Source organism: Brevibacillus sp. JB24b (assembly GCF_051713385.1).
GTDB lineage: Bacteria > Bacillota > Bacilli > Brevibacillales > Brevibacillaceae > Brevibacillus_B > Brevibacillus_B laterosporus.
In genome coordinates this window covers 4,850,086-4,875,000 of sequence record NZ_JBNVQV010000001.1, presented here as the reverse complement: position 1 = coordinate 4,875,000, position 24,915 = coordinate 4,850,086, and the positions used below count along the sequence as shown (strand labels likewise).

Here is a 24,915-nt window from a genome sequence, read left to right as displayed (position 1 = left end):
GGAAGGGCCATCGCTCAACGGATAAAAGCTACCCTGGGGATAACAGGCTTATCTCCCCCAAGAGTCCACATCGACGGGGAGGTTTGGCACCTCGATGTCGGCTCATCGCATCCTGGGGCTGAAGTAGGTCCCAAGGGTTGGGCTGTTCGCCCATTAAAGCGGTACGCGAGCTGGGTTCAGAACGTCGTGAGACAGTTCGGTCCCTATCTGTCGCGGGCGTAGGAAGTTTGAGGAGAGCTGTCCTTAGTACGAGAGGACCGGGATGGACGCACCTCTGGTGCACCAGTTGTCACGCCAGTGGCACAGCTGGGTAGCTATGTGCGGACGGGATAAGCGCTGAAAGCATCTAAGCGTGAAGCCCCCTTCAAGATGAGACTTCCCATAGCGCAAGCTAGTAAGACCCCTCATAGACGATGAGGTTGATAGGTTCGGTGTGGAAGTGCAGTAATGCATGGAGCTGACGAATACTAATCGGTCGAGGACTTATCCACATTGCCTTTATGCTGACTTCATTATCTAGTTTTCAGAGAACAAATTTATAAATATGGAGCTGTGGTGAAGTTGGAGTTCACGCCGGTCTGTCACACCGGAGGTCGCGGGTTCGAGTCCCGTCAGCTCCGCCATATTTTTATTAAAATTTGATATGGCTCGGTAGCTCAGTCGGTAGAGCAGAGGACTGAAAATCCTCGTGTCGGCGGTTCGATTCCGTCCCGAGCCACCATTTTAATGGGAGCCATTAGCTCAGTTGGTAGAGCATCTGACTTTTAATCAGAGGGTCGAAGGTTCGAGTCCTTCATGGCTCACCATTGCCACGCGGGTGTGGCGGAATTGGCAGACGCACCAGATTTAGGTTCTGGCGGGCGACCGTGGGGGTTCAAGTCCCTCCACCCGCACCATTTATTCGCGGACGTAGCTCAATTGGTAGAGCGTCGCCTTGCCAAGGCGAAGGTCGCGGGTTCGAGACCCGTCGTCCGCTCCATTTTTTATAATTGAACCGAATGACACCACTTGCTATGCAGGTGGTGTTTGTTGATGTATACAAGATTATTTGCTATGATGATAGACTCACCAATCGTCGAGTTTTTCAAATATCGAACATATAGACAAATTGAATAAACAATTCTACTAAAAAGATGCTTTAAGTGTTTTCCAGGTTGAGACACAGGCTACGATTTGATACGATATGTTGAGATTATGAATAGCTACTTTGAGCTCCTGGATAACAAGGAGGAATTATGAACAAAAATGAGCAAGAGAGACGTGGCGTAATTACTAGCTTTCAGCAGGACGCCAATTTTTTTGCCAACTGGGGAATGCGTTCTCTTCAACGAAACAATTTCACTAAAGCCCTACAGTGCTTTGAACGAGCGTTAGAGATTGAACCAGCAAATGCAGTACACTATTGTAATAAAGCCAGTGTGCTAGCAGAGATGGGTAAATTTGAAGATTCAAACGACATCCTATATTCCATTATAGAAAAAATTGATTCATCATTGGTTGATGTATATTTTTTCCTAGCAAATAATTACGCGAATATGGATGATTTTGAAATGGCAGCTGATATGGCTGTTAAATATCTAACTTGTGAAGCTGATGGAATTTATGCGGAAGAAGCACAAGAGTTACTTCATTATATTTATTTTGAACTCGATTTACCGCCACGTAATCCACTCGAACCACAGGAAGATGAGATAATGGTCATACAGCATGAAGAGGCTCGTAAAAAGCTAGAAGAAGGGAAATTTATGCAGGCTGTTGAGTGTTTAAACAGCTTAGTTAAAGAGTATCCTGATTTTATGCCTGCATGGAATAACTTAGCTCTAGCTTATTATTATATTGGCGATTTTAATAAAGCTATGGATACGATTGAACTAGCTTTGGAAAAAGATCCGGGTAATTTGCATGCCATTTGCAATATGGCCGTATTACTTTCCCATCACAATAAATGGGCTGAACTAGTTCCTATTATCACTCGTCTAAAAAAAATTCAGCCTTTTCATTACGACCATATGTACAAACTTGCCACAACAATGGGGGTTTTAGGTCAACATGAGGATGCCTGTAAGCTGTATCAAAAAATTTTGAGACAGCCTATGCTACATGACGTATCTACCTACCACTATGCGGCTACCTCAGCATATTTATCAGAACGCTATCAACTGGCAATTAAATGGTGGAAAAAAGTACAGCTGATGGATCCTGAGGCAGGTATTGCTCAATACTATTTAGAAAAAGCAAAAAGCGCCTTACATGGAATGCCTAAAGAAAATATTCCTTATCACTATCATCATCCGCAAAAAGAAATAGAGATGAACCAAGCTCCTATTACTGCACAGGATTTTAAATATAATCCGATGGTAAGGGCTTCTATGCTATGGGCTTTGCAACATGGTAAAGAAGAATCAAAAGAAACGGTTATCCGCACTTTAGCGATGATTGGTGATTCTGAGGCAATTTCCACATTAGAGTATTATATAGACATCACAAATAATGAAGAATTAAAAGAAATAGCGCTAGCAGCTCTTGAAGAGCTAGAGACAAGAATTGAAAGTGAAAACGGTGAGAGACCTATATTGAAAGAGGTCACATCCACTTCTGATGAATGGTCAAAGGGAAATCTCACCACACTACATCAAAGAGACCAATCGGAAGAATTGTCTTTAGATTTAAGTAACACTACAGATAAACAAACCATTACGGATGAAGTGGAGTTTATAATTACTGAACAATTATCTTCGTCAACAAATCATGAGAAGCGTGAGTGGATGATTCACCAGTGGAAGTATTATATTAGTCAAAAAGAACAAATTCAAGTTCGTAAGCTGGAGGCATGGGCAGCTGCATTAGATTATTTATATGAAAGATCAAAGGGTACTCATAAAATTTCGCAGAATAGTATTGCCGAACAATATGGTGTTTCTAAGTCAACTTTGACAAAATGTTTACGGGCTTTGTCTTATATTGATTAAAAAGAATTCTTATTTTATAATAAGTATAATCTGTTATCTTATAACGTTACCATGTACAAAGAAATTGGTTATATATTGATGATAGAAGAGGCTAATTCCCACCAAGGAGGAGTTACTTTATGAGCGATCAAAAAATCTATGACGTAATTATTGCAGGAGCGGGACCAGCCGGAATGACGGCAGCTGTCTATACATCTCGAGCGAATATGTCTACTCTAATGCTGGAGCGCGGTATTCCAGGTGGACAAATGGCAAACACTGAGGATATTGAGAACTTCCCTGGTTTTACCAGCATTTTAGGTCCTGACTTGTCAAATAAAATGTTTGAGCACGCACAAAAGTTCGGAGCAGAATATCAATATGGTGACATCAAAGAAATCCGCGATGACAATCCGTATAAAATTGTGGTAGTAGGAGATAAAGAGTACAAAGCTAAATCTATTATCGTGGCTACTGGAGCAGAGCATCGTCTATTGGGTGCACCTGGTGAAAAAGAATATTCTGGTCGTGGTGTTTCTTATTGTGCCGTTTGTGATGGAGCATTTTTCCGAAATAAGGAACTTGTTGTAGTTGGTGGAGGCGACTCAGCTGTTGAGGAAGCTATCTTCCTAACTCGTTTTGCAACAAAAGTAACCATCATACATCGTCGCGATGAATTCCGTGCCCAAAAAATTATCCAGAAGCGAGCTTTCGAAAATGAAAAAATTCATGTTATCTGGGACACTGTTGTTAAAGAAATTCGTGGTGATAATGTAGTAACAGGCGTTTTATTGGAAAACGTGAAAACTGGTGAGCAAACCGAGTATCCAACAAATGGTGTATTTATTTATGTAGGTATGGACCCATTGACGGAAGCTGTTAAGAATCTGGGTATTACGAATGAGGGTGGCTACATCCCAACTGATGAATTAATGCGTACAAATGTAGAAGGAGTCTTTGCTGCTGGTGACGTACGTGAGAAATTACTACGTCAAGTTGTAACGGCTACAGGGGATGGCTCCATTGCTGCTCAAAACGCTCAAATCTACGTAGAAGAGTTAGAAGAACGACTAAAAGAACAAGATGTTACAATATCGTAAAACGCTTGTAACACTACTGAAATATTAGGCGGGTAGAATAAAGACAGTTACTTTATTGAATGTGAATTGCCCCCTTTTTCTATATAACCTTGATTTGCGTGGTCTGCGGGTAGACCACGTCTTTTTTTTTGAACGGAAATATTTGGAATTATTTGCAAGAATAATAAGGAAACTCTTACTGGGAGCTGTGTCATATGGTATCCTTAGAGGAGGATGGAGGCGAGAAAATGGGTGAAGATAGTAAACAGAAAGCGGTAAACTTACTCATTATTACAGGCATGTCAGGAGCGGGGAAAACCACAGCTGTGCAAAGTCTAGAGGATCTAGGTTTTTTCTGTGTAGATAATTTGCCACCAATCCTTATTCCTAAATTTGCAGAGCTTATTATCCAGTCGGGACGTGGGATCGAACGGGTTGCTCTTGTTATTGATTTACGTGGCCGTGAATTCTTTGACAGTCTTTTTGATGCTATTGATGGATTATCAGAAAGAGAAGGAATTCATTTTCAAATTCTATTCCTGGATGCGAATGATCAGAATTTAGTTCGTCGTTATAAGGAAACAAGAAGACGGCATCCTCTTTCCCCAACAGGTACACCTTTAGAGGGAATTATGGCTGAACGGAGACTTCTTCAGGATTTAAAGGGCAGAGCCAATCAGATTATTGATACAAGTCAAATGAAGCCGATGCAGCTTCGTGATAAAATCATAAACCAGTACTCACAGCAAAGTTCTGAATGGACCCTTAATGTTCAGTCATTTGGTTTTAAGTATGGGATTCCGATTGATGCTGATCTAGTCTTTGACGTGCGCTTTTTACCGAATCCGCATTACGTTGATGATTTACGGCCAAAAACAGGCTGTGATAGCGATGTAGCTAATTACGTCATGAAGTGGACTGATACACAGGAGTTCTTGGCCCGCTTGATTGATTTCTTGAATTTCACCATTCCTCATTATCAACGTGAAGGAAAAAGTCAGCTGGTCGTTGGTATCGGATGTACGGGTGGGAAACATCGGTCTGTAGCTATTGCAGAGCACATTGGAGAAACGTTCCGTAAAGATTATCAGGTTCGCGTTACACATCGTGACATCGAAAAGAATAAATAACATAAGATGATAAAAAAAAGAATAAGTGGGATTTAGCACCAAAGAACTCTCAACAAAGGGAATCGAGGTGACCTATGGCATTAGGGAGAGGCATGAACATGCAACAAAGAGAAGAAATGTTGAAAGTCGTTGTAATAGGGGGAGGGACAGGTCTGTCTGTCCTGTTACGCGGTTTGAAAGAAGAGGCTGTTCATATCACGGCTGTTGTTACGGTTGCTGATGATGGAGGAAGCTCAGGACGTCTTCGGGAAGAGATGGATATGTTACCTCCGGGAGATATTCGTAACGTGTTAACAGCACTCGCTGACGCAGAACCATTAATGAAGCAGCTGATGCAATATCGATTCAACACGGGTACAGGCTTAGCAGGCCATAATTTAGGAAATCTGCTGCTTGCCGCTATGAATGATATCACGGGGGACTTTGTCACGGCCGTGAAGGCACTCAGCAGGGTTTTAGCGGTACGCGGGGATGTGTTGCCATCATCTACTCAATCAATCCTGTTAAAGGCTGAATTAGAAGACGGAACCATCGTCTCAGGGGAATCACAAATCCCGTTGTCTGGTAAGAAGATCAAGCGAGTTTTTCTGGACCCAGTAGATGCTCGTCCTTTGATTGAAGCCTTAGATGCTATTAAAGAAGCAGACGCAATTATTTTGGGGCCAGGTAGCTTATATACAAGTATCCTACCTAATTTATTAGTTAACGGTGTCTTTGAGACCATATTGGAATCGACAGCACCAAAAGTATATATTTGTAATGTAATGACTCAACCGGGTGAAACCGACAATTTTACAGCTTATGATCATGTTAAAGCATTATATGATCATGTTGGGGTAGAATTTTTAGATACGATTGTAGTAAACACTGAACAGGTACCTGAAGATTATTTAGCTAAATACGCGGAAAAGGGCGCGTATCCAGTCTTATGTGATATGGATAAGCTGAAGGAGCTAGGCGTGACGATTGTGGCCGAACCTATGATTACCTATGGGGAATTATACTTACGACATGATGCAAAACGAGTAAGTCAGGAGATCGTGGCCATCCTTCGCCAGATTATATCGCAACAAGAAAGGAAGTGATGTGACATGTCATTCGCCGCACACACAAAAAAAGAGTTAACAATGATTGAAGCTTCAACTTGTTGTAATCGAGCAGAACTTGCTGCACTGATTCGCATGAATGGAACCATTCAATTAGGAACGGGAAAATTTATTTTGGATATCTCTACAGAGAATGCGGCGATTGCACGAAGAATTTATACGTTGGTCAAACAAATTTTTCAGATTCATGCCGAGTTATTGGTACGTAAAAAAATGCGTCTGAAAAAAAACAACGTGTATATTGTGCGAATACCACTTCGGGCTTATGAGATCCTAGAAGACTTACGTATTATGGATAAGAATTTAACATTTTATCCTGGTATTTCACCTGATCTCGTGGCGAATGAATGTTGCGTACGCGCGTTTCTTCGAGGTGCATTCTTAGCGGGGGGGTCTGTAAACCATCCAGAGGCTTCTAGTTATCATTTGGAAATTTTTTCTGCCTATCAAGATTTTTGTGAAGCGTTAACTGTTTTAGCTAATCGCTATGAATTGAATGCCAAATGTATTGAACGAAAAAAAGGGTTTGTTATGTACATAAAAGAGGGCGAAAAAATAACGGACTTTTTAAGTGTAATTGGTGCACATCAGGCTTTGTTGTATTTTGAGGATGTGCGTATTGTTAAAGACATGCGGAATTCAGTTAATCGTTTGCATAACTGTGAGATTGCAAATATCAATAAAACAGTAAACGCTGCTACCAAACAAATGGAGAATATTCAATTGATCGAGAAAGAGATTGGTCTTGAAAACCTACCTATCCGCTTACGAGAGGTGGCAGAACTTCGCTTACAGAACCCTGACATTAATCTGAAGGAATTAGGTGAGATGATTCCAAGTGGAGTCGTGAGTAAGTCTGGTATTAACCATCGCTTGCGTAAGATAAATGAGATTGCAGATAACTTGCGAGAAAAACTGAGTCTTTCTACGTAGGGACATGTTATAATAGAAATAAAGGAAAATTCCAAGCGGGGAGGTCCAAGATGGTACAGCAACGGGTTATGGTTAAACTTAAAACGGGGTTACAAGCCCGCCCAGCGGCATTCTTTGTTCAAGAAGCAAATCGATACCGTTCTGAAATTTATGTAGAAAAAGACAATAAAAAGGTGAATGCCAAAAGTATCATGGGAATTATGAGTTTGGCGATCAGCTCGGGAACAGAAATTACCATCTTGGCTAGTGGGGATGATGCCCAAATGGCAGTTGATACACTGGCTGGTCTGATTGATAAAGACGAATAAAATGTAAACGCTAAACCAGCAGATATTGCTGGTTTTTGCTTGTATGGCCTACTGCTTATGGTGATATCCTAATGAGGAACATCTAAGCTAGGAGGGAAAGAATATGTCCAACAAAGCTAAGGGATTGCCAGATTGCTGTCTAGAAGGTAGAGATAAGAACTTTATGGATATTGATCGCATGGTAAACGAGGGGCTAGGAGGCGGTACGGTGGCTGAATATAATGGCCTGATTGAAGAGACGACCGTTGATTCCATGGACGGAGAATATACAACAAATAAGGATTTACGAGGCAACGAAATGTAGTTGTCTTTATTGAAATAACGATAAATGAAAGCTGATATGTAGAAGAGGGCAACCTAGGGTCGCCCTCTTTATGTGTATCTAACTTATTTTCTTGTAATGACTTCGTCGATCAATCCATATTCTTTTGCTGCTTGAGCGGACAGGAAGTTGTCACGATCCGTATCTTTAGCAATTTGTTCGTATGGTTGACCAGTACGTTCAGCATAAATGCGGTTTAGATGTTCCCGCATTTTAATGATACGTTTTGCAGCAATTTCGATGTCGCTCGCTTGACCTTGAGCACCACCTAGAGGCTGGTGAATCATGATTTCGCTATTAGGCAAAGCATAGCGTTTTCCTTTTGCTCCGGCACAAAGCAGGAACGATCCCATAGATGCAGCTAATCCAACACAGATAGTCGATACATCTGGTTTAATATATTGCATCGTGTCATAGATAGCCATACCGGCCGTGATCGATCCACCAGGACTGTTTATGTAGATGCTGATGTCTTTGTCAGGATCTTCTGCTTGTAGGAACAAGAGCTGTGCTACAACACTATTTGCTACCTGATCATTGATAGGTGTTCCTAAAAAGATAATACGATCTTTTAACAGTCGGGAATAGATATCGTAAGCGCGTTCTCCACGATTTGTTTGTTCAATTACAGTTGGAATTAGATTCATATTCATTCACGTTCCTCCTCCCTTTTCTTACAATAATCATACACAATTGGTCAATAAAGGTCAAACAAAATCAAAACTCTACTCCATTATTAAACCCAAAAAATGTATATTTTAAACCTTTTGCAAAAAACTATAGGGCGGTTCTTTTGTTACTGGTACGTACACAACCAGTAATCGCACCTAAGAAATATATATTGACCAACATTCCTAGTAAAAAGCCTAGTAAAGGGATTTGGATGATAAGAACTAATAGAAAAACACCAATAAATTCAGCAAATAAGGGTGAGATTTTCCAATGGAAACGACTTATTAGCTTTTGCCCCAACCAAGTGCCCACATATACTTTACCTAAAATCAGGAGCAGAGTGTAAGCAATTGCAATAACGATACCTACAGGAATACCAACAACAGTAAGTAACATAAGAATACTAAGCAATGGAGCCATGATAAAAATAAGTAAGCCGATCCCAAACTGTTTAAAAGGATGGTGAGTATGTAGCTGTTCGCTCACATTGTATAGAGAACCGGCAAAAAAATAACGGATGAGTAGCCAAAAAATTAATGTACTTAAGCATGAAGAGACAGACATCATTAACATAAAAGAGCGGTAGGAAGGCCTAGGTTCAATAATAGTATGTTTGTGCTGACCCTTGATATAGGCTCCAGCATCAATCTGCGCAGGTTCAAATGATGTATAAATCAGATCACCTTGAATGGTAGCTGTAGGATTGAGATGAAGAGATTCTACTTGAAATAGGGACGTGCCCCCCTCTAATAAACCTGAAATCGTGGCACGATTGTAGAATCCATTCGTTTCTTTTCCAACACGTCCTTCTATGTTCATTTCATTGACAAAACCTAAAATACTACCATTCACATTCCCAGATTGATTCACATGAAGCTCATCAGCTCCAGCGGATATGTTCTTTTGGATAGTACCTGAGACTGTTAGCGCTTGAGAATAGGAGCGTACATTACCCCCGACTGTCCCTGACACGTTTGTAAGGTAAGCAAATGAGATTACATCTCCTGTTACAGTCCCTTTTATATCGATCATTTCTGCGAAAGCATATAAGTCCCCATCTATTGTTCCATCTATGACAACTTTAGTAGCATTTGTTATAACATCCCCGTGATGTATCTCATTAGACTTTATTTGATATAACTCTCCATTGTGTAAATTGATAGCATAAGCAGAACTAGCCAGGATCAAACAAAAAACAAGTAAGAAAGAAAGGAAGAATATTTTCTTACTCATTACCTAGTTCTCCAGTTACTCGTATTCACTTTGCTAGAAAGGCGAATAGAATACAATAGAATGGCTAGAACAAACAAAATAGAAGAGATAAAGCCAATGAGGTAAAAGTTCTTAAACATCAGTAAAATCATCGTTGCTTTTTCTTTTAACCAGAACATTGAACTCCAGACTGATTGCCACTGAAATAAAGAATTAATAGCACTATTCCAGTCATGTAGCCAGTTGATTCCAACCAAGAGAATGACAACAAAGAAACCAAGGGATGCTCCAAAAATAAAACGTAAACGATGAACAAATAGGTGGTGACGGTTTTGATTAAAACAAGCAATTTGTTTAATTTGATCACAAACGGTTTTTTCCAAGTGAATAGGTGGAAGCGTTGGTGTTGTTACATGAATGGCTTTTACAAGCTCTGCCTGCTCTTCAAGAAAAGTAGCGTATAGTTTCTGACACTCTGAGCAACTGTGCAAATGGCTGGCCACTTGTTGTTGTTCCTCTTGGATTAATTCACCGTCTGCATACATCATGAAAGTAAACTCATCCGGATGTTGCATTGTATACACTCCTTTCTATTGACTTATGGCTCAGCAACTCTTTTAAAAACTTTCGGGAACGGAATAGACGGGTACCAACAGTATTTTTGCTCATTCCTACAATGGAACCTATTTCTTCATAACTTAATTCATCCACAAAGCGGAGAGTAACAATTAATCGATCTACTTCTTCCAAATGATATAACAATTCTTGAATATGGGAGTAAAATTCCTTCTTCATAAATAAGGTTTCTGGAGTTTCAACAGATTTTTGTTGTTTATTTACTTGATGATATAATTGATCGTCCTGCAGGGTTATTTCCTTCTTTTTTCTAAGGAAATCGATGCAAGTATTTGAGGATAAGCGGTATAACCAAGAATGGAACGGATAGGATTGATCAAATTTATTCAAGTTTTGGGCCACTTTTAGCCAAATATCATTGCATACATCCTGAGAATCATGATAGGAATAGACCATTTTGAGGACGATGCGTTGCACGCGCTGATCAAAAAGCTCGACAAGTAGAGGGAAAGAATCGGCATCCCCTTTTAAAAATTTCAGAATATATTCCAAGGCTTTTCGATTTAGCGCATAAAGATCTTCGCGTGATTGCTCTTCCACATTCGGTCCTCCTTTCTAGTACTAGTACGTAAGTTCCATATTAAAAATTTCGGTTAATCTAAATCCTTTTCTTCATTCGACTTATGGGGTTCTTCTTCCTTCAAATCTTTTCCAATATCTTCTGTTAAGTCAATAATAACTCGCATTTTTGCCTTCATTTTTTTCCCTTTTATAATCGTGTAGTCGGTAATGTCTTGATGTTCTAGGCGACTGATAGCGTCCGCTAATTCCTCTGACGTTGTATATGGTTGGATGGTTAGAAGACATTCATCTTCGCTTGATTCCTGATAGATGAGAAATAATTGTTCTTCCATAGTGATAAACCTCCATAGTACTTATCCACAAAGTTATCAACAGCTTGTGCACAAAACATTTGTTCGTGGAATACTTTTATTGTTATTATGTGACAACAGCACTAGATCATACGTAGGCAGACGGGTTATTATACGTAAAAAATTATGTATTGTGCATAGAGAGCTTTATTCCCTTGGTTTGTGTTAGAATGTTCTGTACAATATAGAAGGGACTATACAGAAGCAAACGGGGGTGATGTAAATTGAGTTCCATGATTGTTGCTGTTGTTGTCATTGTTGGTATCATTGTTGGATGTTCGATTTGGGCAATAAATAAAGGATATTCTTACAAAAGCAAAATTGACGATATAGATGAGTGATAAATAAAAACACACCAGATGGGGTGTGTTTTTATCTGTATAAATACAATATAGAGGAAGTTAGATAAGTAGAAAAATATATGATCACTTATAATTGCTAGTAATTTTAAAACAAAGATGAAATATCACCGGAATTAGGATTCACGATATACCAGCCGTAGGTGTTAATGTAACGATCTCCGTTTTGGAAGTTGTTTACAACCTCTTGATAAATCTGGATGACATAATTTCCGCGTTCATCATCGTGATCATAGGCAATCGTGAAATTCTCTGGTACCTCTTTCCCGTATTTCTGACGGACAAGTTCTACGGCTTGATACTTAGAGTAGGTCTTGCTTGTCGGAAGCTTACCGATGTAAACAGAGAGCGATTTCCCATCGTATACGATTGGCTTGCCAAGGTTTTCTGCTGCAAAACGAATAGGAACGTATGCTGTATTTTTGTATAGAAATCCTTGCGTTTGAACAGGTGGTGATTTAGGTATACCATCAAAGTAAAAAGTAATTGGCTTTTCCATATCTGGTTTGACAGCCATTTCTGAAGCGGCATAGGCGATAGAGGAGGATAAAATAGCTCCGATCCCAATGCCAATTGCTAACGATTTTACATTTAACTTACCCATACTTAATTAAGCCCCACTTATCTTTATTTTTGTTAATCACAGTATGACAAATGGCGACAAAATCCGCAAAAGTCGTGGGTAATAGGAAATTGTATCTAACGTTCATAAATAAAATGGGAAATTTCCATATTTCGCCCTGTAAAACATCATATTATGTGAGATATTTCATTTCAACACAGGATTACTGTAGCACCGTCTCATTCTCAAGCCCTACAGTGGAGTAGGCAAGTTACTAAATAAAACAAAACTGAGTAGAAAGAACCATTTGTATGGCCTCTATCATTTTGGTATACGGTTCAGATGCTTTGCGCTTTCATAATTAGTTATTACTCTAATGGGTGTTCGCTGTCTAGACGAGGTTACCATTTTTACCGCAGAAGCATTGCTACATAAAGAAACATCCATGACATTGTTAACCAGCCTATACCAAACAGTACCTTCCGCATAAATATCACCAACTTTTTGAATAATCTGATAATATTATAGCAAATGAAGTAATAATTAGATATTATTTTTAAAGATTCAGGTAAAATAGATGACTCTAGCTCCACTTTTAAACACATAAAAAAACCTCCGTGGTAAACGGAGGTTTCGTCAAGTACAACTAATATGGTACGCCCGATAGGAATCGAACCTACGCACGCGGTTCCGGAGACCGCTGCTCTATCCACTGAGCTACGGGCGCATATCTTTCAGACAACAAAGATTATTATATACGAAAATGGAGCATAGGACAACTTTTTTACTGTATGATTAAAAAGAACAACTAAAAAGAATCTTTGCCGAGCTGCTCTTGATATACTGTATGAAAAGTGTACCAATGAAAGATACACCTTGGCAGGAAAATTGCATGAACGCTATAATAGAAGAAGAGAGTTAAAGAAGGGTGGAAAGAAGATGTTGAAGTAAACGACATCTTGATGGTTTCTTACGGGAGGAGGAATGCAATATGAATATGGGCTTAGGTTTGTATCAAGAACAGACGTTAAAGTTAGTGATGACGCCTGAATTGCGTCAAGCTATTACGATATTGCAGTTTTCGGCCATTGATCTGATGAATTATTTGCAGGAGCAAGCGATTGAGAATCCAGTAATTGATCTTCAGGAAATTGCGGTTGCCCAAGAACCGTTACCTGTAGACAAAAGGGAAAAGACCTTGGAATTTGATTGGAAGGAATTATTGAATAATCCGGGTCACAATGATTTTTCAGTCAATAGAGATGAAAGCGCCTACAATCCTCTAGATTATGTGAGTGATACGCGAACCACCTTATTTTCTCATTTAGAAGAACAACTCGGTTATGTAAAAAGATTGACGCCGGTACAACGACAGATAGCCCGATATATTATAGGAAATCTTGATGAACGAGGTTATCTGGAAGTACCCGTTACTAGTATCAAGGAGCGATTAGGGGTTGACTTGGAGGAGGTAGAAGACGTTCTTCGAGTGATTCAGCATTTAGACCCAGCTGGTGTAGCTGCGCGTTCGTTAGAAGAATGCTTGCTGTTACAGCTAGAGCATGAAGGGCAAGATGAGGAACATATTGTAGAAGTTATTCAGCATCATCTAGTAGATCTGGCTAATAATCGTTTTGGAAAAATTGCTGAGCAGCTGCATATAAGCGTAGGGGACGTACAACAGATTGCAGATTTAGTTCGTACATTAAATCCGAGACCTGGAATGGCCTATAGTAGTGCAGAAATACGTTACATTGTTCCAGATGTTACAGTTGAAAAGGTAATGGGGGAATATATTGTTATTGTGAATGACTCTTCGTTGCCACGCTTGTCTATCAATCCCTTTTATGAACGAATGTTAAAAGAGAAAACCGAGAAGGATGAGGCTCGGCAATTTGTTCATGAAAAACTAAATGCGGCGGTTTGGTTGGCGAAAAGCCTAGAGCAAAGACGAATGACCTTGTTGCGCGTAACGCAGGCAATCGTTGACTTGCAGAATGATTTTTTTGAAAAAGGGATTCATTATTTAAAACCAATGACACAAAAAGATATTGCGGAGCGAGTTCAACTACATGAATCCACAATAAGTCGAGCTACCAGTAATAAATACGTACAAACTCCCCGTGGTGTTTTTGAATTAAAATACTTTTTTACTTCGGCACTGTCTACTGCAAATGGGGAAGCAGCATCGTCAGAAAGCGTGAAGAGACGAATTAAAGCTTTAATTGACGGTGAAGATCGCAATAAACCGTATTCCGATCAAAAGCTAGCAGAATTGTTGGAGAATGAAGGGATTGAAATCTCCCGCCGTACCGTCGCTAAATATCGAGAAGAAATGCTGATCTCATCGTCTGCGAAACGAAAGCGTTTTTTGTAACGATAAACACGCCAAAAAATAAGAGAAGATAAAGGAGTTCATCGTCTAGATGACTAGTGAAGCAAACAAACAATTACAATCAGATAATATTGTAATTGTTTTATATGGAAGACAGGGCTGTCACTTGTGTGATGATGTTGAGGAGCATATCAAGCGATTAGCCATGGAATTTCCGATAACGTATAAAGTTGTGAACATCACTGGAGATATGCGACTAGAAGAGAAGTATATGTTTACTATTCCTGTGGTCGAAATAAATGGGCTTGAAACATTTGTATCTGTAGATTCGGTTGTTACCGAGGAGGAACTACGCGTACATTTGCAAGAAAAAATGGGTAAATGTGAATAAATTAAGATTTCTCCGTTGGCTTCTTGTCAGTTAGCAGAGTGTATGCTACATTAAGAGTAAGCATTCTGCTTATTTTTTTGAAAGCTGCGGGACATAATTTGTATGGTGTGGGACTTTTTTAGTCCCGTTGAGACTGGAAAAGGATGAATGTGGAATGCGTACTTTATTAAATATCCAAAACAAGCTTGTTCCCGACCTCGTACAAGTATTGCGTAAACGATACGATCTTATGCAGTCGATTCGTCATTTGCAGCCTGTTGGTCGCAGGGCGTTAGCGCAGAATTTGCAGACGACTGAGCGCATCCTCAGGTCTGAAGTAGAACTCCTAAAAGATATGGGCTTAATTCACGTCAGCCCGATTGGCATGAGTTGTACAGAAGAAGGAATCCACCTTTTAAAAGAGATGGATTCAATGGCAGATGAACTGTTCGGCTTTAATGACCTTGCTCTACAATTACAACATATCTTACATATTCCAAAAGTAATTGTGGTTGCTGGTGATGTGGACGTATCTGAATGGGGTAAAAAAGAGTTGGGACGAGTAGGAGCCCGGATCTTAAAACAAGTAGTTCAAGAAGGTGACGTGGTCGCTGTTACAGGTGGGTCCACGATTGTATCGGTAGCCGAGCATGTTACGCCTTCCTCGCACTTTCGTGATGTGCAATTTGTGCCAGCACGTGGTGGACTTGGAGAAAAGGTAGAAATGCAGGCTAATACGATTGCTTCTTCTCTTGCAGCAAAGTCAGGTGGAACCTATCATCTATTGCATGTGCCTGATCGTTTAAGCCCTGATGTAGTTCAATCTTTATTGGGAGAAGCACAGGTTGCTGAGGTTATGCAATTGCTTCACAAAACTAGGGTGGTTATACATGGAATTGGTGATGGAATGGCCATGGCTATGCGACGTAAGTACACAGAAGAAGAACTTGAAGTGCTACGAGATCTTGGTGCTGTTGGTGAAGCATTTGGATATTACTTTAATGCGGCAGGAGAAACGATTTACAAAATGCCGACCATTGGCTTGTCCCTAGAAGACGTGAAGCGAGCCGATGTAGTTTTATCCTTAGGTGGAGGCAGTAGCAAAGCAAAAGCAATAATGTCCTTTGCCAAACAAGCATGCCAAACCGTTTTAATTACCGATGAAGGAGCGGCTCGAGCCATTTTGGAAGAGCACCGACAATCCTCTACTACAGTCTAAAATAACAGCTGCAGCTTGGTATGTTTTGTAATTGTGTGGGGATACACTAAACATTGGAATTTGATTTTGTATCAGCCCTAGTGAAGATCTAACTGGCAAACGTGATAGAAGTGGAGAGTTAAAATATAGCACGCGTTTGACATGAAAAGAACTAGGGTAAAAAGATTGGTGAGCATGGAATTGCTTGGGTAAAGTTTGACATACTAAGAATAAAGGTTTTCTGTTCGTAACATGGTTTTGTAATCGTCTGGTCATAGTAAGCTATGAACTGGTTCGATATAGATTCTCTAAAAAATTATTCTAAGAGTGGAACTTAGGAGGTTATCTACATGGTAAAAGTAGGAATTAACGGTTTTGGACGTATTGGACGTAACGTATTCCGTGCAGCTCTAAACAACCCAGCAGTTGAAATTGTTGCAGTAAATGACTTGACAGATGCAGTAACATTGGCGCATCTTTTGAAATATGACACAGTACATGGCAAATTGAATGCTACTGTTGAAGTAAAAGAAAACAGCCTGATTGTTAATGGCAAAGAAGTTAAAGTTCTAGCTGAGCGCGAACCTGCTAAATTGCCTTGGGGCGAGCTAGGTGTTGAGATCGTAGTTGAATCTACTGGTCGTTTCACAAAACGTGAAGATGCTGCAAAACACCTTGAAGGTGGAGCTAAGAAAGTAGTTATCTCCGCACCTGCTTCAAACGAAGATATCACAATCGTTATGGGTGTTAACCACGATCAATATGATCCTGCTGCTCACACTGTAATCTCTAATGCTTCTTGCACAACAAACTGCTTGGCACCATTTGCTAAAGTATTGAACGACAAATTCGGAATCGTAAAAGGTCTGATGACTACTGTTCACTCTTACACAAATGACCAACAAATTCTTGACCTGCCACACAAAGACCTTCGTCGTGCTCGTGCAGCAGCTGAGAACATTATCCCAACTTCTACTGGTGCAGCGAAAGCCGTATCCTTGGTATTGCCTGAGTTGAAAGGTAAACTAAACGGTTTTGCAATGCGTGTACCAACTCCAAACGTATCTGTAGTTGACCTAGTTGTTGAAACAAAAACTTCTACTACCGTTGAAGAAGTAAACGCAGCTCTTAAAGAAGCTTCTGAAGGTGCATTGAAAGGTATCATGGGATACTCTGAAGAGCCACTAGTTTCTTGCGACTACAATGGTAACCCTGATTCTTCTTCCATTGATGCTCTATCTACAATGGTAATGGAAGGCAACATGGTTAAAGTTGTTTCTTGGTATGATAACGAGTCTGGTTACTCCAACCGTGTAGTAGATCTTTGCAAATTCATTGCTGAAAAAGGTCTGTAAGCCATACAAACTTTCATGTAATGTGAAAAGGGAGAGCTTCTCTCCCTTTTCCATTATGTATAAGCTCGAAACAAGCAAGTATTTAGTCAGGTAACAAGTCTGAGGGGGGTACCTTCCGTGAACAAAAAGTCCATTCGCGATATAGAATTAGCAGGTAAACGTGTGTTTTGTCGAGTAGATTTTAACGTCCCAATGCAAGATGGCGTAATTACAGACGACACGCGTATTCGTGCTGCTGTTCCAACTATTCAATATTTAATCGATAACCATGCTAAAGTCATTTTGGCTAGTCATTTTGGCCGTCCAAAAGGTGAAGTAGTGGAGGAAATGCGTCTTACTGCGGTAGGCGAACATCTAGCTTCTCTTCTTGGCAAACCCGTAAAAAAACTGAACGATTCAATTGGGGCAGAGGTTGAGACTGCTGTTCAAGCAATGAAGGAAGGCGATGTAATCCTTCTTGAAAACGTTCGTTTCCATAAAGGGGAAGAAAAGAACGATCCTGAGCTAGCAAAAAGTTTTGCAAACCTTGCTGACCTGTTTGTAAACGATGCATTTGGTACGGCTCACCGTGCACATGCAACGACTGCGGGTATCGCTCAGCACATTCCGGCAGTAGCTGGCTTGTTGATGGAAAAAGAAATTCAATTCATGGGTGGGGCTTTGTCCAAGCCTGAGCGTCCTTTCACAGCTATTGTGGGCGGAGCGAAAGTAAAGGACAAAATCGGCGTAATTGAAAATCTGTTGGGCAAAGTAGATACTTTGATCATCGGTGGCGGAATGGCTAACACTTTCATCAAAGCACAAGGTTACAATGTTGGAGCTTCCCTTTGTGAAGAAGATAAGCTGGATCTTGCTCGTACGTTGATGGAACAAGCAAAAGAACGCAATGTGAATTTGCTTATGCCAGTTGACGTAGTAGTTGCTGATAAGTTTGCAGCTGATGCCAACAAGCAAGTAGTAAGCATTGATGCGATTCCAGAAGGATGGATGGCCCTCGATATCGGACCAAAGACCATGGCTAACTACCGTGATGCAATTGTTCCTTCTAAAACAGTAGTATGGAACGGGCCTATGGGCGTATTTGAAATGGACGCTTTTGCAACTGGTACGATTGCTGTTGCTAACGCAATGGAAGAATGCCAAGGCACGACAATCATCGGTGGTGGTGACTCTGTAGCCGCTGTTGAAAAAGCAGGAGTAGCAGAGAAGATGACCCACATTTCTACTGGTGGCGGAGCTTCCCTTGAATTCATGGAAGGTAAAGAACTACCAGGCGTAACAGCGTTGCAAGACAAGTAAAATGGTATGTATGTAAAAGGTGAGGAGTGGAAGTAATGAGAACACCAATTATTGCTGGGAACTGGAAGATGTTCAAAACAATCGCAGAAGCAACTACGTTTGCCTCTCAATTGCCAAAAGAGGATAAAACTCCTCAAATTGAAAAAGTTATCTGCGCACCTTACACAAATTTGCCAGTATTAGCTGAGCAATTCAAAGGTACTTCTTATAAATTGGGCGCACAAAATGTGCATTTTGAAGAAACAGGCGCATTCACTGGTGAAATCAGCCCACTAATGTTAAAAGAGCTAGATGTTGAGTACGTGATTATCGGTCATTCCGAGCGTCGTCAATACTTCAACGAAACAGACGAAACAGTGAACAAAAAAGCAAAAGCAGTCCTTGCTCATGGCATGAAGCCAATTGTTTGCGTAGGTGAGTCCCTAGAGGAGTACGAAGCAAATACCACTGAAAATGTGGTTCGCACGCAAACAGAAGCTGCTCTTAGCGGTCTAACTGCTGAGCAAGTAAAAGAAACCGTAATTGCTTATGAGCCAATCTGGGCCATCGGTACAGGTAAATCTTCTACGGCTGAAAATGCTAATAAAACAATTGCTTTCATCCGTAGCGTAATTGCTGGTGCATTTGACGCTAATACAGCGGCGCAAGTACGCATTCAATACGGTGGTAGCGTGAAACCTGAAAATGTGGCAAGCTATATGGGTGAGTCCGACATTGATGGAGCACTAGTTGGCGGAGCGAGTCTAACTGTTGAAGGCTACATGGGCTTAGTCAACGGAGTACAACAGTAGGAGGGAAAGCTATATGGCTAACAGACCAAAACCAGTTGCGTTAATTATTATGGACGGGTTTGGTCTTCGCACTAATGATTACGGTAATGCTGTTAATCAAGCGAAAAAACCAAACTACGACCGTTTGATGAATGATTATCCAAATGCTACATTGCTAGCTTCTGGTCTTGAAGTAGGTCTTCCAGAAGGACAAATGGGTAACTCTGAGGTAGGTCACTTGAATCTTGGTGCAGGACGCATCATTTATCAGGATCTTACTCGCATCACGAAGTCCATTAAAGAAGGCGCATTTTTTGATAATGAAACACTGATTGCTGCATTTAAGCATGCGAAAGAGAATAACAAAAAGGTTCACTTCTTTGGCTTGTTGTCTGATGGTGGTGTTCATAGCCACATCAACCATCTACTTGCTCTGCTTGAGCTTGCAAAAAAGGAAAACGCAGAAGATGTATTTGTTCACGGGTTCCTAGATGGTCGCGACGTAGCTCCTGATAGTGCGATTACCTACATTGAAGAAGTACAACGTAAGATGGATGAACTTGGCGTTGGTAAAATTGCGACTGTTCAAGGTCGTTATTACGCTATGGACCGCGATAAACGTTGGGAACGTGTTGAAAAAGCATACCGTGCTATGGTGTATGGTGATGCCCCTCATTACTCTGATGCAATCAAGGCTGTAAAGGAATCCTATGAGAAATCTGTGATGGATGAATTCGTTATGCCTACTGTAATGGTAGATGAGAATGACCAACCAATTGGGAAAGTAGAAGATGGAGATTCTATTATCTTCTTCAACTTCCGTCCTGACCGTGCGATCCAAACCTCCCAAGCGTTCACGAATGAGGATTTCCGTGGGTTTGACCGTGGAGAGAAATATCCGAAAGACCTACACTTTGTATGCTTAACGAAATTCTCTGAGACAGTCGATGGATACGTAGCATACAAACCAACTAACCTAGATAACACGCTAGGTGAAGTTTTGGCTCAAAATAATCTGAAGCAATTGCGCATTGCGGAAACAGAAAAGTATCCGCATGTAACATTCTTCTTCAGTGGTGGTCGTGAGCAGGAGTTCCCAGGTGAGAAGCGTATTTTGATTCCTTCTCCAAAGGTAGCCACCTATGATCTACAACCAGAAATGAGCGCCTATGAATTAACAGATGCAGTAGTGAAGGAGATTGAAGACGAAAACTTCGATGCGATCATTCTTAACTTTGCAAACTGCGATATGGTTGGACATTCTGGTATGATGGAACCTACCATTAAAGCTGTTGAAACTGTTGATGCTTGCGTAGGCCGTGTAGCAGACGCTATTATTGCTAAGGGCGGAGTAGCTATTATCACAGCCGATCACGGAAATGCAGATTTGATGCTTACAAATGAAGGTAGACCAATCACCTCTCATAGCACAAACCCTGTTCCAGTTATTGTAACCAAAAAAGATATTGAACTGCGACCAGATGGTATTCTTGCTGATTTGTCTCCTACTATGTTAGAACTATTAGGTGTAGCACAACCAGCAGAAATGACAGGAAAATCTATTATTAAATAAATAATAAGACAATAAGGAGATGACCTATATGACAACAATTATTACAGATATTTACGCTCGCGAGATTCTTGATTCCCGTGGTAACCCAACTCTTGAGGTAGAGGTATACTTAGAAGACGGTTCTATGGGCCGTGCAGCAGTTCCATCTGGTGCTTCCACTGGAGCACACGAAGCAGTTGAGCTTCGCGATGGTGACAAATCTCGTTACCTAGGTAAAGGTGTAACAAATGCTGTTGCAAACGTAAACGATACAATCGCTCCTGAGCTAATCGGTATGGACGCTACTGACCAAGTTGGTATCGACATGACTATGATCGCTTTAGATGGTACTCCAAACAAAGCAAAATTGGGCGCTAACGCTATTCTAGGTGTATCTATGGCAGCAGCTCGTGCAGCAGCTACATCTCTAGGTGTATCCTTGTACAACTACATGGGTGGATTCAATGCGAAAACTCTTCCAGTTCCTATGATGAACATCCTAAACGGTGGAGAGCACGCTGATAACACAGTAGATATTCAAGAATTCATGGTTATGCCAGTAAATGCTCCTTCTTTCAAAGAAGCTCTACGTATGGGTTCTGAAATCTTCCACTCCTTGAAAAAGGTTTTACATGATAAAGGTCTTAACACAGCTGTAGGTGATGAAGGTGGTTTCGCTCCTAACTTGAAATCTAACGAAGAAGCGATCACTACGATCCTAGAAGCAATCAAAGCTGCTGGATACGAAGCTGGTAAAGACGTATTCATCGCTTTAGACGTAGCTGCTACTGAAATGTTCAAAGATGGTAAATACCACTTCACTGGTGAAGGTGTAGTTAAAACGACAGAAGAAATGGTTGCTTTCTATGAAGATCTAGTATCAAAATACCCAATCATCTCTATTGAAGACGGCTTGGCTGAAGATGACTGGGAAGGTTGGAAGCTTCTAACTGACCGTCTAGGAAGCAAAGTTCAATTGGTTGGTGACGATTTGTTCGTAACGAACACTGAACGTCTAATTACTGGTATTGAAAAAGCAACTGCTAACTCCATCTTGGTTAAAGTCAACCAAATCGGTACATTGACTGAGACTTTCGATGCTATCGAAATGGCAAAACGCGCTGGTTACACAGCAGTTATCTCTCACCGTTCTGGTGAAACAGAAGATTCCACAATCGCTGACATCGCGGTTGCAACTAACGCTGGTCAAATCAAAACAGGTGCTCCATCCCGTACAGACCGTGTTGCGAAATACAACCAATTGCTTCGTTTGGAAGATGAATTGGGTGAAACAGCTCGTTACGGTGGCCGTGCAGCATTCTACAATCTTAAAAAATAAGCTTGAAACCATACAAAAAGGACATCTTTGCTTTTGCAAGGATGTCTTTTTTTGTGCTCATTTTAATAGGAGATTACTTTGTGTACATTTCATACTATAATGACAATCATTGATTGAAACCATCGGTAATAATTAAAGATAAGGTGGAGTTTTGTATTGAATAAAATGGATCGGATGTTGGCGATAGTACTAGAACTACAAAGGAGGGGAACAGCTCGCGCTGAAGACTTGGCAGCTTTATTTGAGACGAGTGTTAGAACCATTTATAGAGATGTACAGGCTCTAAGTGAAGCAGGTGTTCCACTCATAGGTACGCCAGGACAAGGGTATTCCTTGATGGAGGGATATTTTTTGCCACCGATACAATTTACATCAGAGGAAGCAGTCACTCTTTTAGTAGGTACAGAATTTGTTGAGCGTTATTTTGACCAAGCTTATCTAGCGAAGGCTCGAACCTCTAAATCAAAAATTGAGTCCATCTTACCTGAAAAAGTACGCAGGGAAGTAGAAAAAGCGCGTGCAGATATCAGATTACTTATGGGGAAAATAGATAAGGCTCGGAGCAAAGAAATGGAACATATGAGTTTGTTGAGACGAGCGATAGCGGACATGAAAAAGGTGCGATTTCGTTATGTAAAGGTTACGACTACTTCTCATGGGAAGACAGCAAGAACAACTGATCCATATGGACTCCTATTGGTAAATGGGAGCTGGGTCTTACTTGCATTTTGTGAGCTACGGCAGTCTATTAGGCATTTTCGATTAAGTCGCATGCAGGAATTAGTTTTGGAGGATAAGCAATTTGAAAGACCAGATGATTTCAAACTACATACCTATGTACCACCAGATAATCGCCATCTCGTTGTACAAATTCTTTTAGACCCCTGCATGGCAGAACGCTTGGAGGAAGAGAACTACTATTACGTAGAGACTGTAGAAGAACAAGAGCAGGGATTGCTGGTGACATTGCGGATTCGTTACTATGATGAAATCGTTTCTTGGATTCTAAGCTGGGGTTCTGATGTCCGAGTTATACAACCTGAAGGGTTAAAACAACGGGTGTTGGAGGAAATTCAGAAAATGTTACAGCACTACTGACATACTGATGTCAGGATACCTGAAGTATGATATCCCTATAAACCAGAGAGGGGTAAATCTATTATGAATAGGAAAGAGACATTACAACGCTTCGAGGAACTTACGAAAACATATTTGGATGAACTAGAAAAAATGGACTTACAGGAATTAACCCAAAAGCCTGCTGATGACGAATGGTCCTTAGGGCAGATGTATTTGCATCTCATTCATTCGGCTCTTACTATGCAACTTCAAAACATAAAGGTCTGTCACGAACAGCAGGAGGGAGTGATGCTCGTATCTGGAGAAAAAACAGAGGTTGGTATTCAGGTTTTTACTCAGGGTAGCTTTCCACCGATTAAAATACATGTTCCACCTACAAAGCAGTACACACCACCTCAGCCAACAACGAAAGAAGAATTAGTGCAAGGATTGAAGAATGTGCTGGACAGTATGAGAAAGTGGGGGGAAGTGATTGAGGAGATTCCTTCTCATGTAAAGATGCTGCATCCAGCCTTAGGAGCATTGAATGCGCAAGAGTGGTATGCTTTGGTGGAAATGCATTATCGCCATCACCTTTTACAAAAAGAGCGACTACAAGCTTTTTTATCACAAATGAAGCAATAAAAACAAAGAAGCTCTGACGTCATTAGGACGATCAGAGCTTTTTGACTATATCAGATAAAGGCGCTCGTCTGATATATATTTTTGATGTGTTTGGAAGAGTAAATGAATTATTTCTTTTCAGACAACCATTTAGATACTGCTGATATTTCCTTTGCATCTTTAAGAATACCTTTTGGCATAGAACCTTTACCGTTTTTGATGACATCACTTATTGCTTTTTCATCAAGCTGTGAGCCGATGTTTGCAAGTGCAGGACCTACCATACCTTCCAAGTTTTGACCGTGACAGGATGTACAATTTTGTTTAACGATTTGTTCAGCATTGATATTGGTAGTTCCACCAGCTCCGCCGCCCTTTGCTTCTTCGCCATGTTTAGGCGGATAAATAATAGAGGCTACGAGGAACAGTACGAAAACGAGGAACAAGATACCAAAAGAGAACCCAAATGCTTTCGCCGAGTCAACTACGTCGTTTTGATTCACGTCTTTCTTAAAGTTTGAACCAGCCATGCGAAAGGAACCTCCTAGATACTAGATATAAGAATGAAACCTACTTGCATTTTACGGGAAAAGCAGTGTTCTTGCAAGGAAAGTGACACACTAGTTCATAATGTACACAATTCTGACAATATTTAAAGAACTTATGTTTTCTTACCTTATTATAGAAACATATGCAAAATGATGGATGACGTAAGCGCTTTTATAGGTAAAAAAGGTAAAGATTAAAAGTGCAATAGATTGATTAGTCTAAAAAAACCTGACATTTATCATTATAAAACCTTGGCATTTTTTTGTATAGAGAACCCATTGTCTGGAAGTGTATGGAAAGGATAATTAAGCAAGTTGTTGTTCCCT

General features: G+C 40.5%; 25 protein-coding genes, 6 tRNA genes and 1 rRNA gene (1 of these 32 only partly in view). 24 read left to right on the top strand and 8 right to left on the bottom strand.

Going from position 1 to position 24,915, the window contains the following annotated elements; all coding sequences use genetic code 11:
- The 13 genes from ACQV1I_RS22875 to ACQV1I_RS22815 form a co-directional block, all read left to right on the top strand.
- Positions 1-491, top strand: a 23S ribosomal RNA gene (locus ACQV1I_RS22875); it begins 2,438 nt to the left of the window's first position.
- Positions 492-546: 55 nt separating this feature from the next.
- Positions 547-623: transfer RNA gene (locus ACQV1I_RS22870), tRNA-Asp, on the top strand.
- A gap of 22 nt (positions 624-645) precedes the next feature.
- Positions 646-721: transfer RNA gene (locus ACQV1I_RS22865), tRNA-Phe, on the top strand.
- Between the two features lie 9 nt (positions 722-730).
- Positions 731-806, top strand: a tRNA-Lys gene (locus ACQV1I_RS22860).
- A gap of 7 nt (positions 807-813) precedes the next feature.
- Positions 814-896 (top strand) — tRNA-Leu (locus ACQV1I_RS22855).
- A 7-nt stretch (positions 897-903) separates the two neighbouring features.
- Positions 904-979: transfer RNA gene (locus ACQV1I_RS22850), tRNA-Gly, on the top strand.
- A 256-nt stretch (positions 980-1,235) separates the two neighbouring features.
- Entirely contained in the window at positions 1,236-2,969 is a 1,734-nt protein-coding gene (locus ACQV1I_RS22845; protein ID WP_094700368.1) for a HEAT repeat domain-containing protein, read from the top strand.
- 119 nt (positions 2,970-3,088) lie between these two features.
- Positions 3,089-4,048, top strand: a complete 960-nt coding sequence (gene trxB / locus ACQV1I_RS22840; RefSeq protein WP_094700369.1) for a thioredoxin-disulfide reductase — start codon at positions 3,089-3,091, stop codon at positions 4,046-4,048.
- A 194-nt stretch (positions 4,049-4,242) separates the two neighbouring features.
- Complete coding sequence (gene rapZ / locus ACQV1I_RS22835; protein ID WP_018670209.1) at positions 4,243-5,157, top strand: RNase adapter RapZ; 915 nt, start codon at positions 4,243-4,245, stop codon at positions 5,155-5,157.
- Between the two features lie 92 nt (positions 5,158-5,249).
- Positions 5,250-6,242, top strand: a complete 993-nt coding sequence (locus ACQV1I_RS22830; RefSeq protein ID WP_116334357.1) for a gluconeogenesis factor YvcK family protein — start codon at positions 5,250-5,252, stop codon at positions 6,240-6,242.
- A 6-nt stretch (positions 6,243-6,248) separates the two neighbouring features.
- Positions 6,249-7,196, top strand: coding sequence for a DNA-binding protein WhiA (gene whiA / locus ACQV1I_RS22825; RefSeq protein WP_003334373.1), 948 nt, complete (start codon positions 6,249-6,251; stop codon positions 7,194-7,196).
- 50 nt (positions 7,197-7,246) lie between these two features.
- The gene (locus tag ACQV1I_RS22820) at positions 7,247-7,504 is read left to right on the top strand and encodes an HPr family phosphocarrier protein (protein ID WP_018670212.1); all 258 of its coding nucleotides are present in this window, start codon (positions 7,247-7,249) and stop codon (positions 7,502-7,504) included.
- Positions 7,505-7,607: 103 nt separating this feature from the next.
- A complete protein-coding gene (locus tag ACQV1I_RS22815) occupies positions 7,608-7,808 on the top strand; it encodes a hypothetical protein (protein ID WP_018670213.1) in 201 nt (66 codons plus the stop codon).
- Positions 7,809-7,891: 83 nt separating this feature from the next.
- On the opposite strand, the gene clpP is transcribed toward ACQV1I_RS22815, so the two are convergent.
- The 5 genes from clpP to ACQV1I_RS22790 all read right to left on the bottom strand — a co-directional run bounded on the left by clpP (position 7,892) and on the right by ACQV1I_RS22790 (position 11,200).
- On the bottom strand, positions 7,892-8,473 hold the full coding sequence (gene clpP, locus ACQV1I_RS22810) for an ATP-dependent Clp endopeptidase proteolytic subunit ClpP (protein ID WP_094700494.1): 582 nt from the start codon (positions 8,471-8,473) through the stop codon (positions 7,892-7,894).
- A gap of 130 nt (positions 8,474-8,603) precedes the next feature.
- Complete coding sequence (locus ACQV1I_RS22805) at positions 8,604-9,731, bottom strand: polymer-forming cytoskeletal protein (protein WP_116334354.1); 1,128 nt, start codon at positions 9,729-9,731, stop codon at positions 8,604-8,606.
- Positions 9,731-10,285, bottom strand: a complete 555-nt coding sequence (locus tag ACQV1I_RS22800) for an anti-sigma factor family protein (protein WP_018670216.1) — start codon at positions 10,283-10,285, stop codon at positions 9,731-9,733. The genes ACQV1I_RS22805 and ACQV1I_RS22800 overlap by 1 nt, the downstream gene beginning before the upstream one ends.
- Positions 10,269-10,886: an RNA polymerase sigma factor gene (locus ACQV1I_RS22795; protein WP_018670217.1), complete on the bottom strand. Its 618-nt coding sequence runs from the start codon at positions 10,884-10,886 to the stop codon at positions 10,269-10,271. Before ACQV1I_RS22795 ends, ACQV1I_RS22800 begins: the two co-directional genes overlap by 17 nt.
- Before the next feature lie 53 nt (positions 10,887-10,939).
- Positions 10,940-11,200 carry a hypothetical protein gene (locus ACQV1I_RS22790; RefSeq protein ID WP_018670218.1) on the bottom strand — a complete coding sequence of 87 codons (261 nt, stop codon included), beginning with the start codon at positions 11,198-11,200 and terminating at the stop codon, positions 10,940-10,942.
- A 251-nt stretch (positions 11,201-11,451) separates the two neighbouring features.
- On the opposite strand from ACQV1I_RS22790, the gene ytzI reads away from it, so the two are divergent.
- The gene (gene ytzI, locus ACQV1I_RS22785; protein ID WP_236645812.1) at positions 11,452-11,559 is read left to right on the top strand and encodes a YtzI protein; all 108 of its coding nucleotides are present in this window, start codon (positions 11,452-11,454) and stop codon (positions 11,557-11,559) included.
- 106 nt (positions 11,560-11,665) lie between these two features.
- Here the strand turns inward: ytzI and ACQV1I_RS22780 are convergent, their stop codons facing one another.
- Both ACQV1I_RS22780 and ACQV1I_RS22775 read right to left on the bottom strand, forming a co-directional pair.
- Positions 11,666-12,181 carry a copper amine oxidase N-terminal domain-containing protein gene (locus tag ACQV1I_RS22780; protein ID WP_116334353.1) on the bottom strand — a complete coding sequence of 172 codons (516 nt, stop codon included), beginning with the start codon at positions 12,179-12,181 and terminating at the stop codon, positions 11,666-11,668.
- Between the two features lie 610 nt (positions 12,182-12,791).
- Positions 12,792-12,866 (bottom strand) — tRNA-Arg (locus tag ACQV1I_RS22775).
- Positions 12,867-13,130: 264 nt separating this feature from the next.
- On the opposite strand from ACQV1I_RS22775, the gene rpoN reads away from it, so the two are divergent.
- The 10 genes from rpoN to ACQV1I_RS22725 all read left to right on the top strand — a co-directional run bounded on the left by rpoN (position 13,131) and on the right by ACQV1I_RS22725 (position 24,061).
- Positions 13,131-14,516 carry an RNA polymerase factor sigma-54 gene (gene rpoN, locus ACQV1I_RS22770; RefSeq protein WP_094700374.1) on the top strand — a complete coding sequence of 462 codons (1,386 nt, stop codon included), beginning with the start codon at positions 13,131-13,133 and terminating at the stop codon, positions 14,514-14,516.
- 49 nt (positions 14,517-14,565) lie between these two features.
- Entirely contained in the window at positions 14,566-14,865 is a 300-nt protein-coding gene (locus ACQV1I_RS22765; protein ID WP_094700375.1) for a glutaredoxin family protein, read from the top strand.
- A 154-nt stretch (positions 14,866-15,019) separates the two neighbouring features.
- Positions 15,020-16,063, top strand: coding sequence for a sugar-binding transcriptional regulator (locus ACQV1I_RS22760; protein ID WP_018670224.1), 1,044 nt, complete (start codon positions 15,020-15,022; stop codon positions 16,061-16,063).
- Between the two features lie 329 nt (positions 16,064-16,392).
- The gene (gap, locus tag ACQV1I_RS22755) at positions 16,393-17,397 is read left to right on the top strand and encodes a type I glyceraldehyde-3-phosphate dehydrogenase (protein ID WP_018670225.1); all 1,005 of its coding nucleotides are present in this window, start codon (positions 16,393-16,395) and stop codon (positions 17,395-17,397) included.
- Between the two features lie 117 nt (positions 17,398-17,514).
- Positions 17,515-18,696: a phosphoglycerate kinase gene (locus tag ACQV1I_RS22750; protein WP_104030757.1), complete on the top strand. Its 1,182-nt coding sequence runs from the start codon at positions 17,515-17,517 to the stop codon at positions 18,694-18,696.
- A gap of 35 nt (positions 18,697-18,731) precedes the next feature.
- Entirely contained in the window at positions 18,732-19,487 is a 756-nt protein-coding gene (gene tpiA, locus ACQV1I_RS22745) for a triose-phosphate isomerase (RefSeq protein ID WP_094700377.1), read from the top strand.
- A 13-nt stretch (positions 19,488-19,500) separates the two neighbouring features.
- Complete coding sequence (gene gpmI / locus ACQV1I_RS22740) at positions 19,501-21,039, top strand: 2,3-bisphosphoglycerate-independent phosphoglycerate mutase (RefSeq protein ID WP_116334352.1); 1,539 nt, start codon at positions 19,501-19,503, stop codon at positions 21,037-21,039.
- A gap of 28 nt (positions 21,040-21,067) precedes the next feature.
- A complete protein-coding gene (gene eno, locus ACQV1I_RS22735; protein WP_094700379.1) occupies positions 21,068-22,357 on the top strand; it encodes a phosphopyruvate hydratase in 1,290 nt (429 codons plus the stop codon).
- A 156-nt stretch (positions 22,358-22,513) separates the two neighbouring features.
- On the top strand, positions 22,514-23,455 hold the full coding sequence (locus ACQV1I_RS22730) for a helix-turn-helix transcriptional regulator (RefSeq protein WP_116334351.1): 942 nt from the start codon (positions 22,514-22,516) through the stop codon (positions 23,453-23,455).
- Between the two features lie 63 nt (positions 23,456-23,518).
- The gene (locus ACQV1I_RS22725; RefSeq protein WP_116334350.1) at positions 23,519-24,061 is read left to right on the top strand and encodes a DinB family protein; all 543 of its coding nucleotides are present in this window, start codon (positions 23,519-23,521) and stop codon (positions 24,059-24,061) included.
- Between the two features lie 107 nt (positions 24,062-24,168).
- Here ACQV1I_RS22725 and ACQV1I_RS22720 read toward each other — a convergent pair whose 3' ends face one another.
- Positions 24,169-24,570, bottom strand: a complete 402-nt coding sequence (locus ACQV1I_RS22720) for a c-type cytochrome (RefSeq protein ID WP_018670232.1) — start codon at positions 24,568-24,570, stop codon at positions 24,169-24,171.
- Positions 24,571-24,915: the final 345 nt, after the last annotated feature.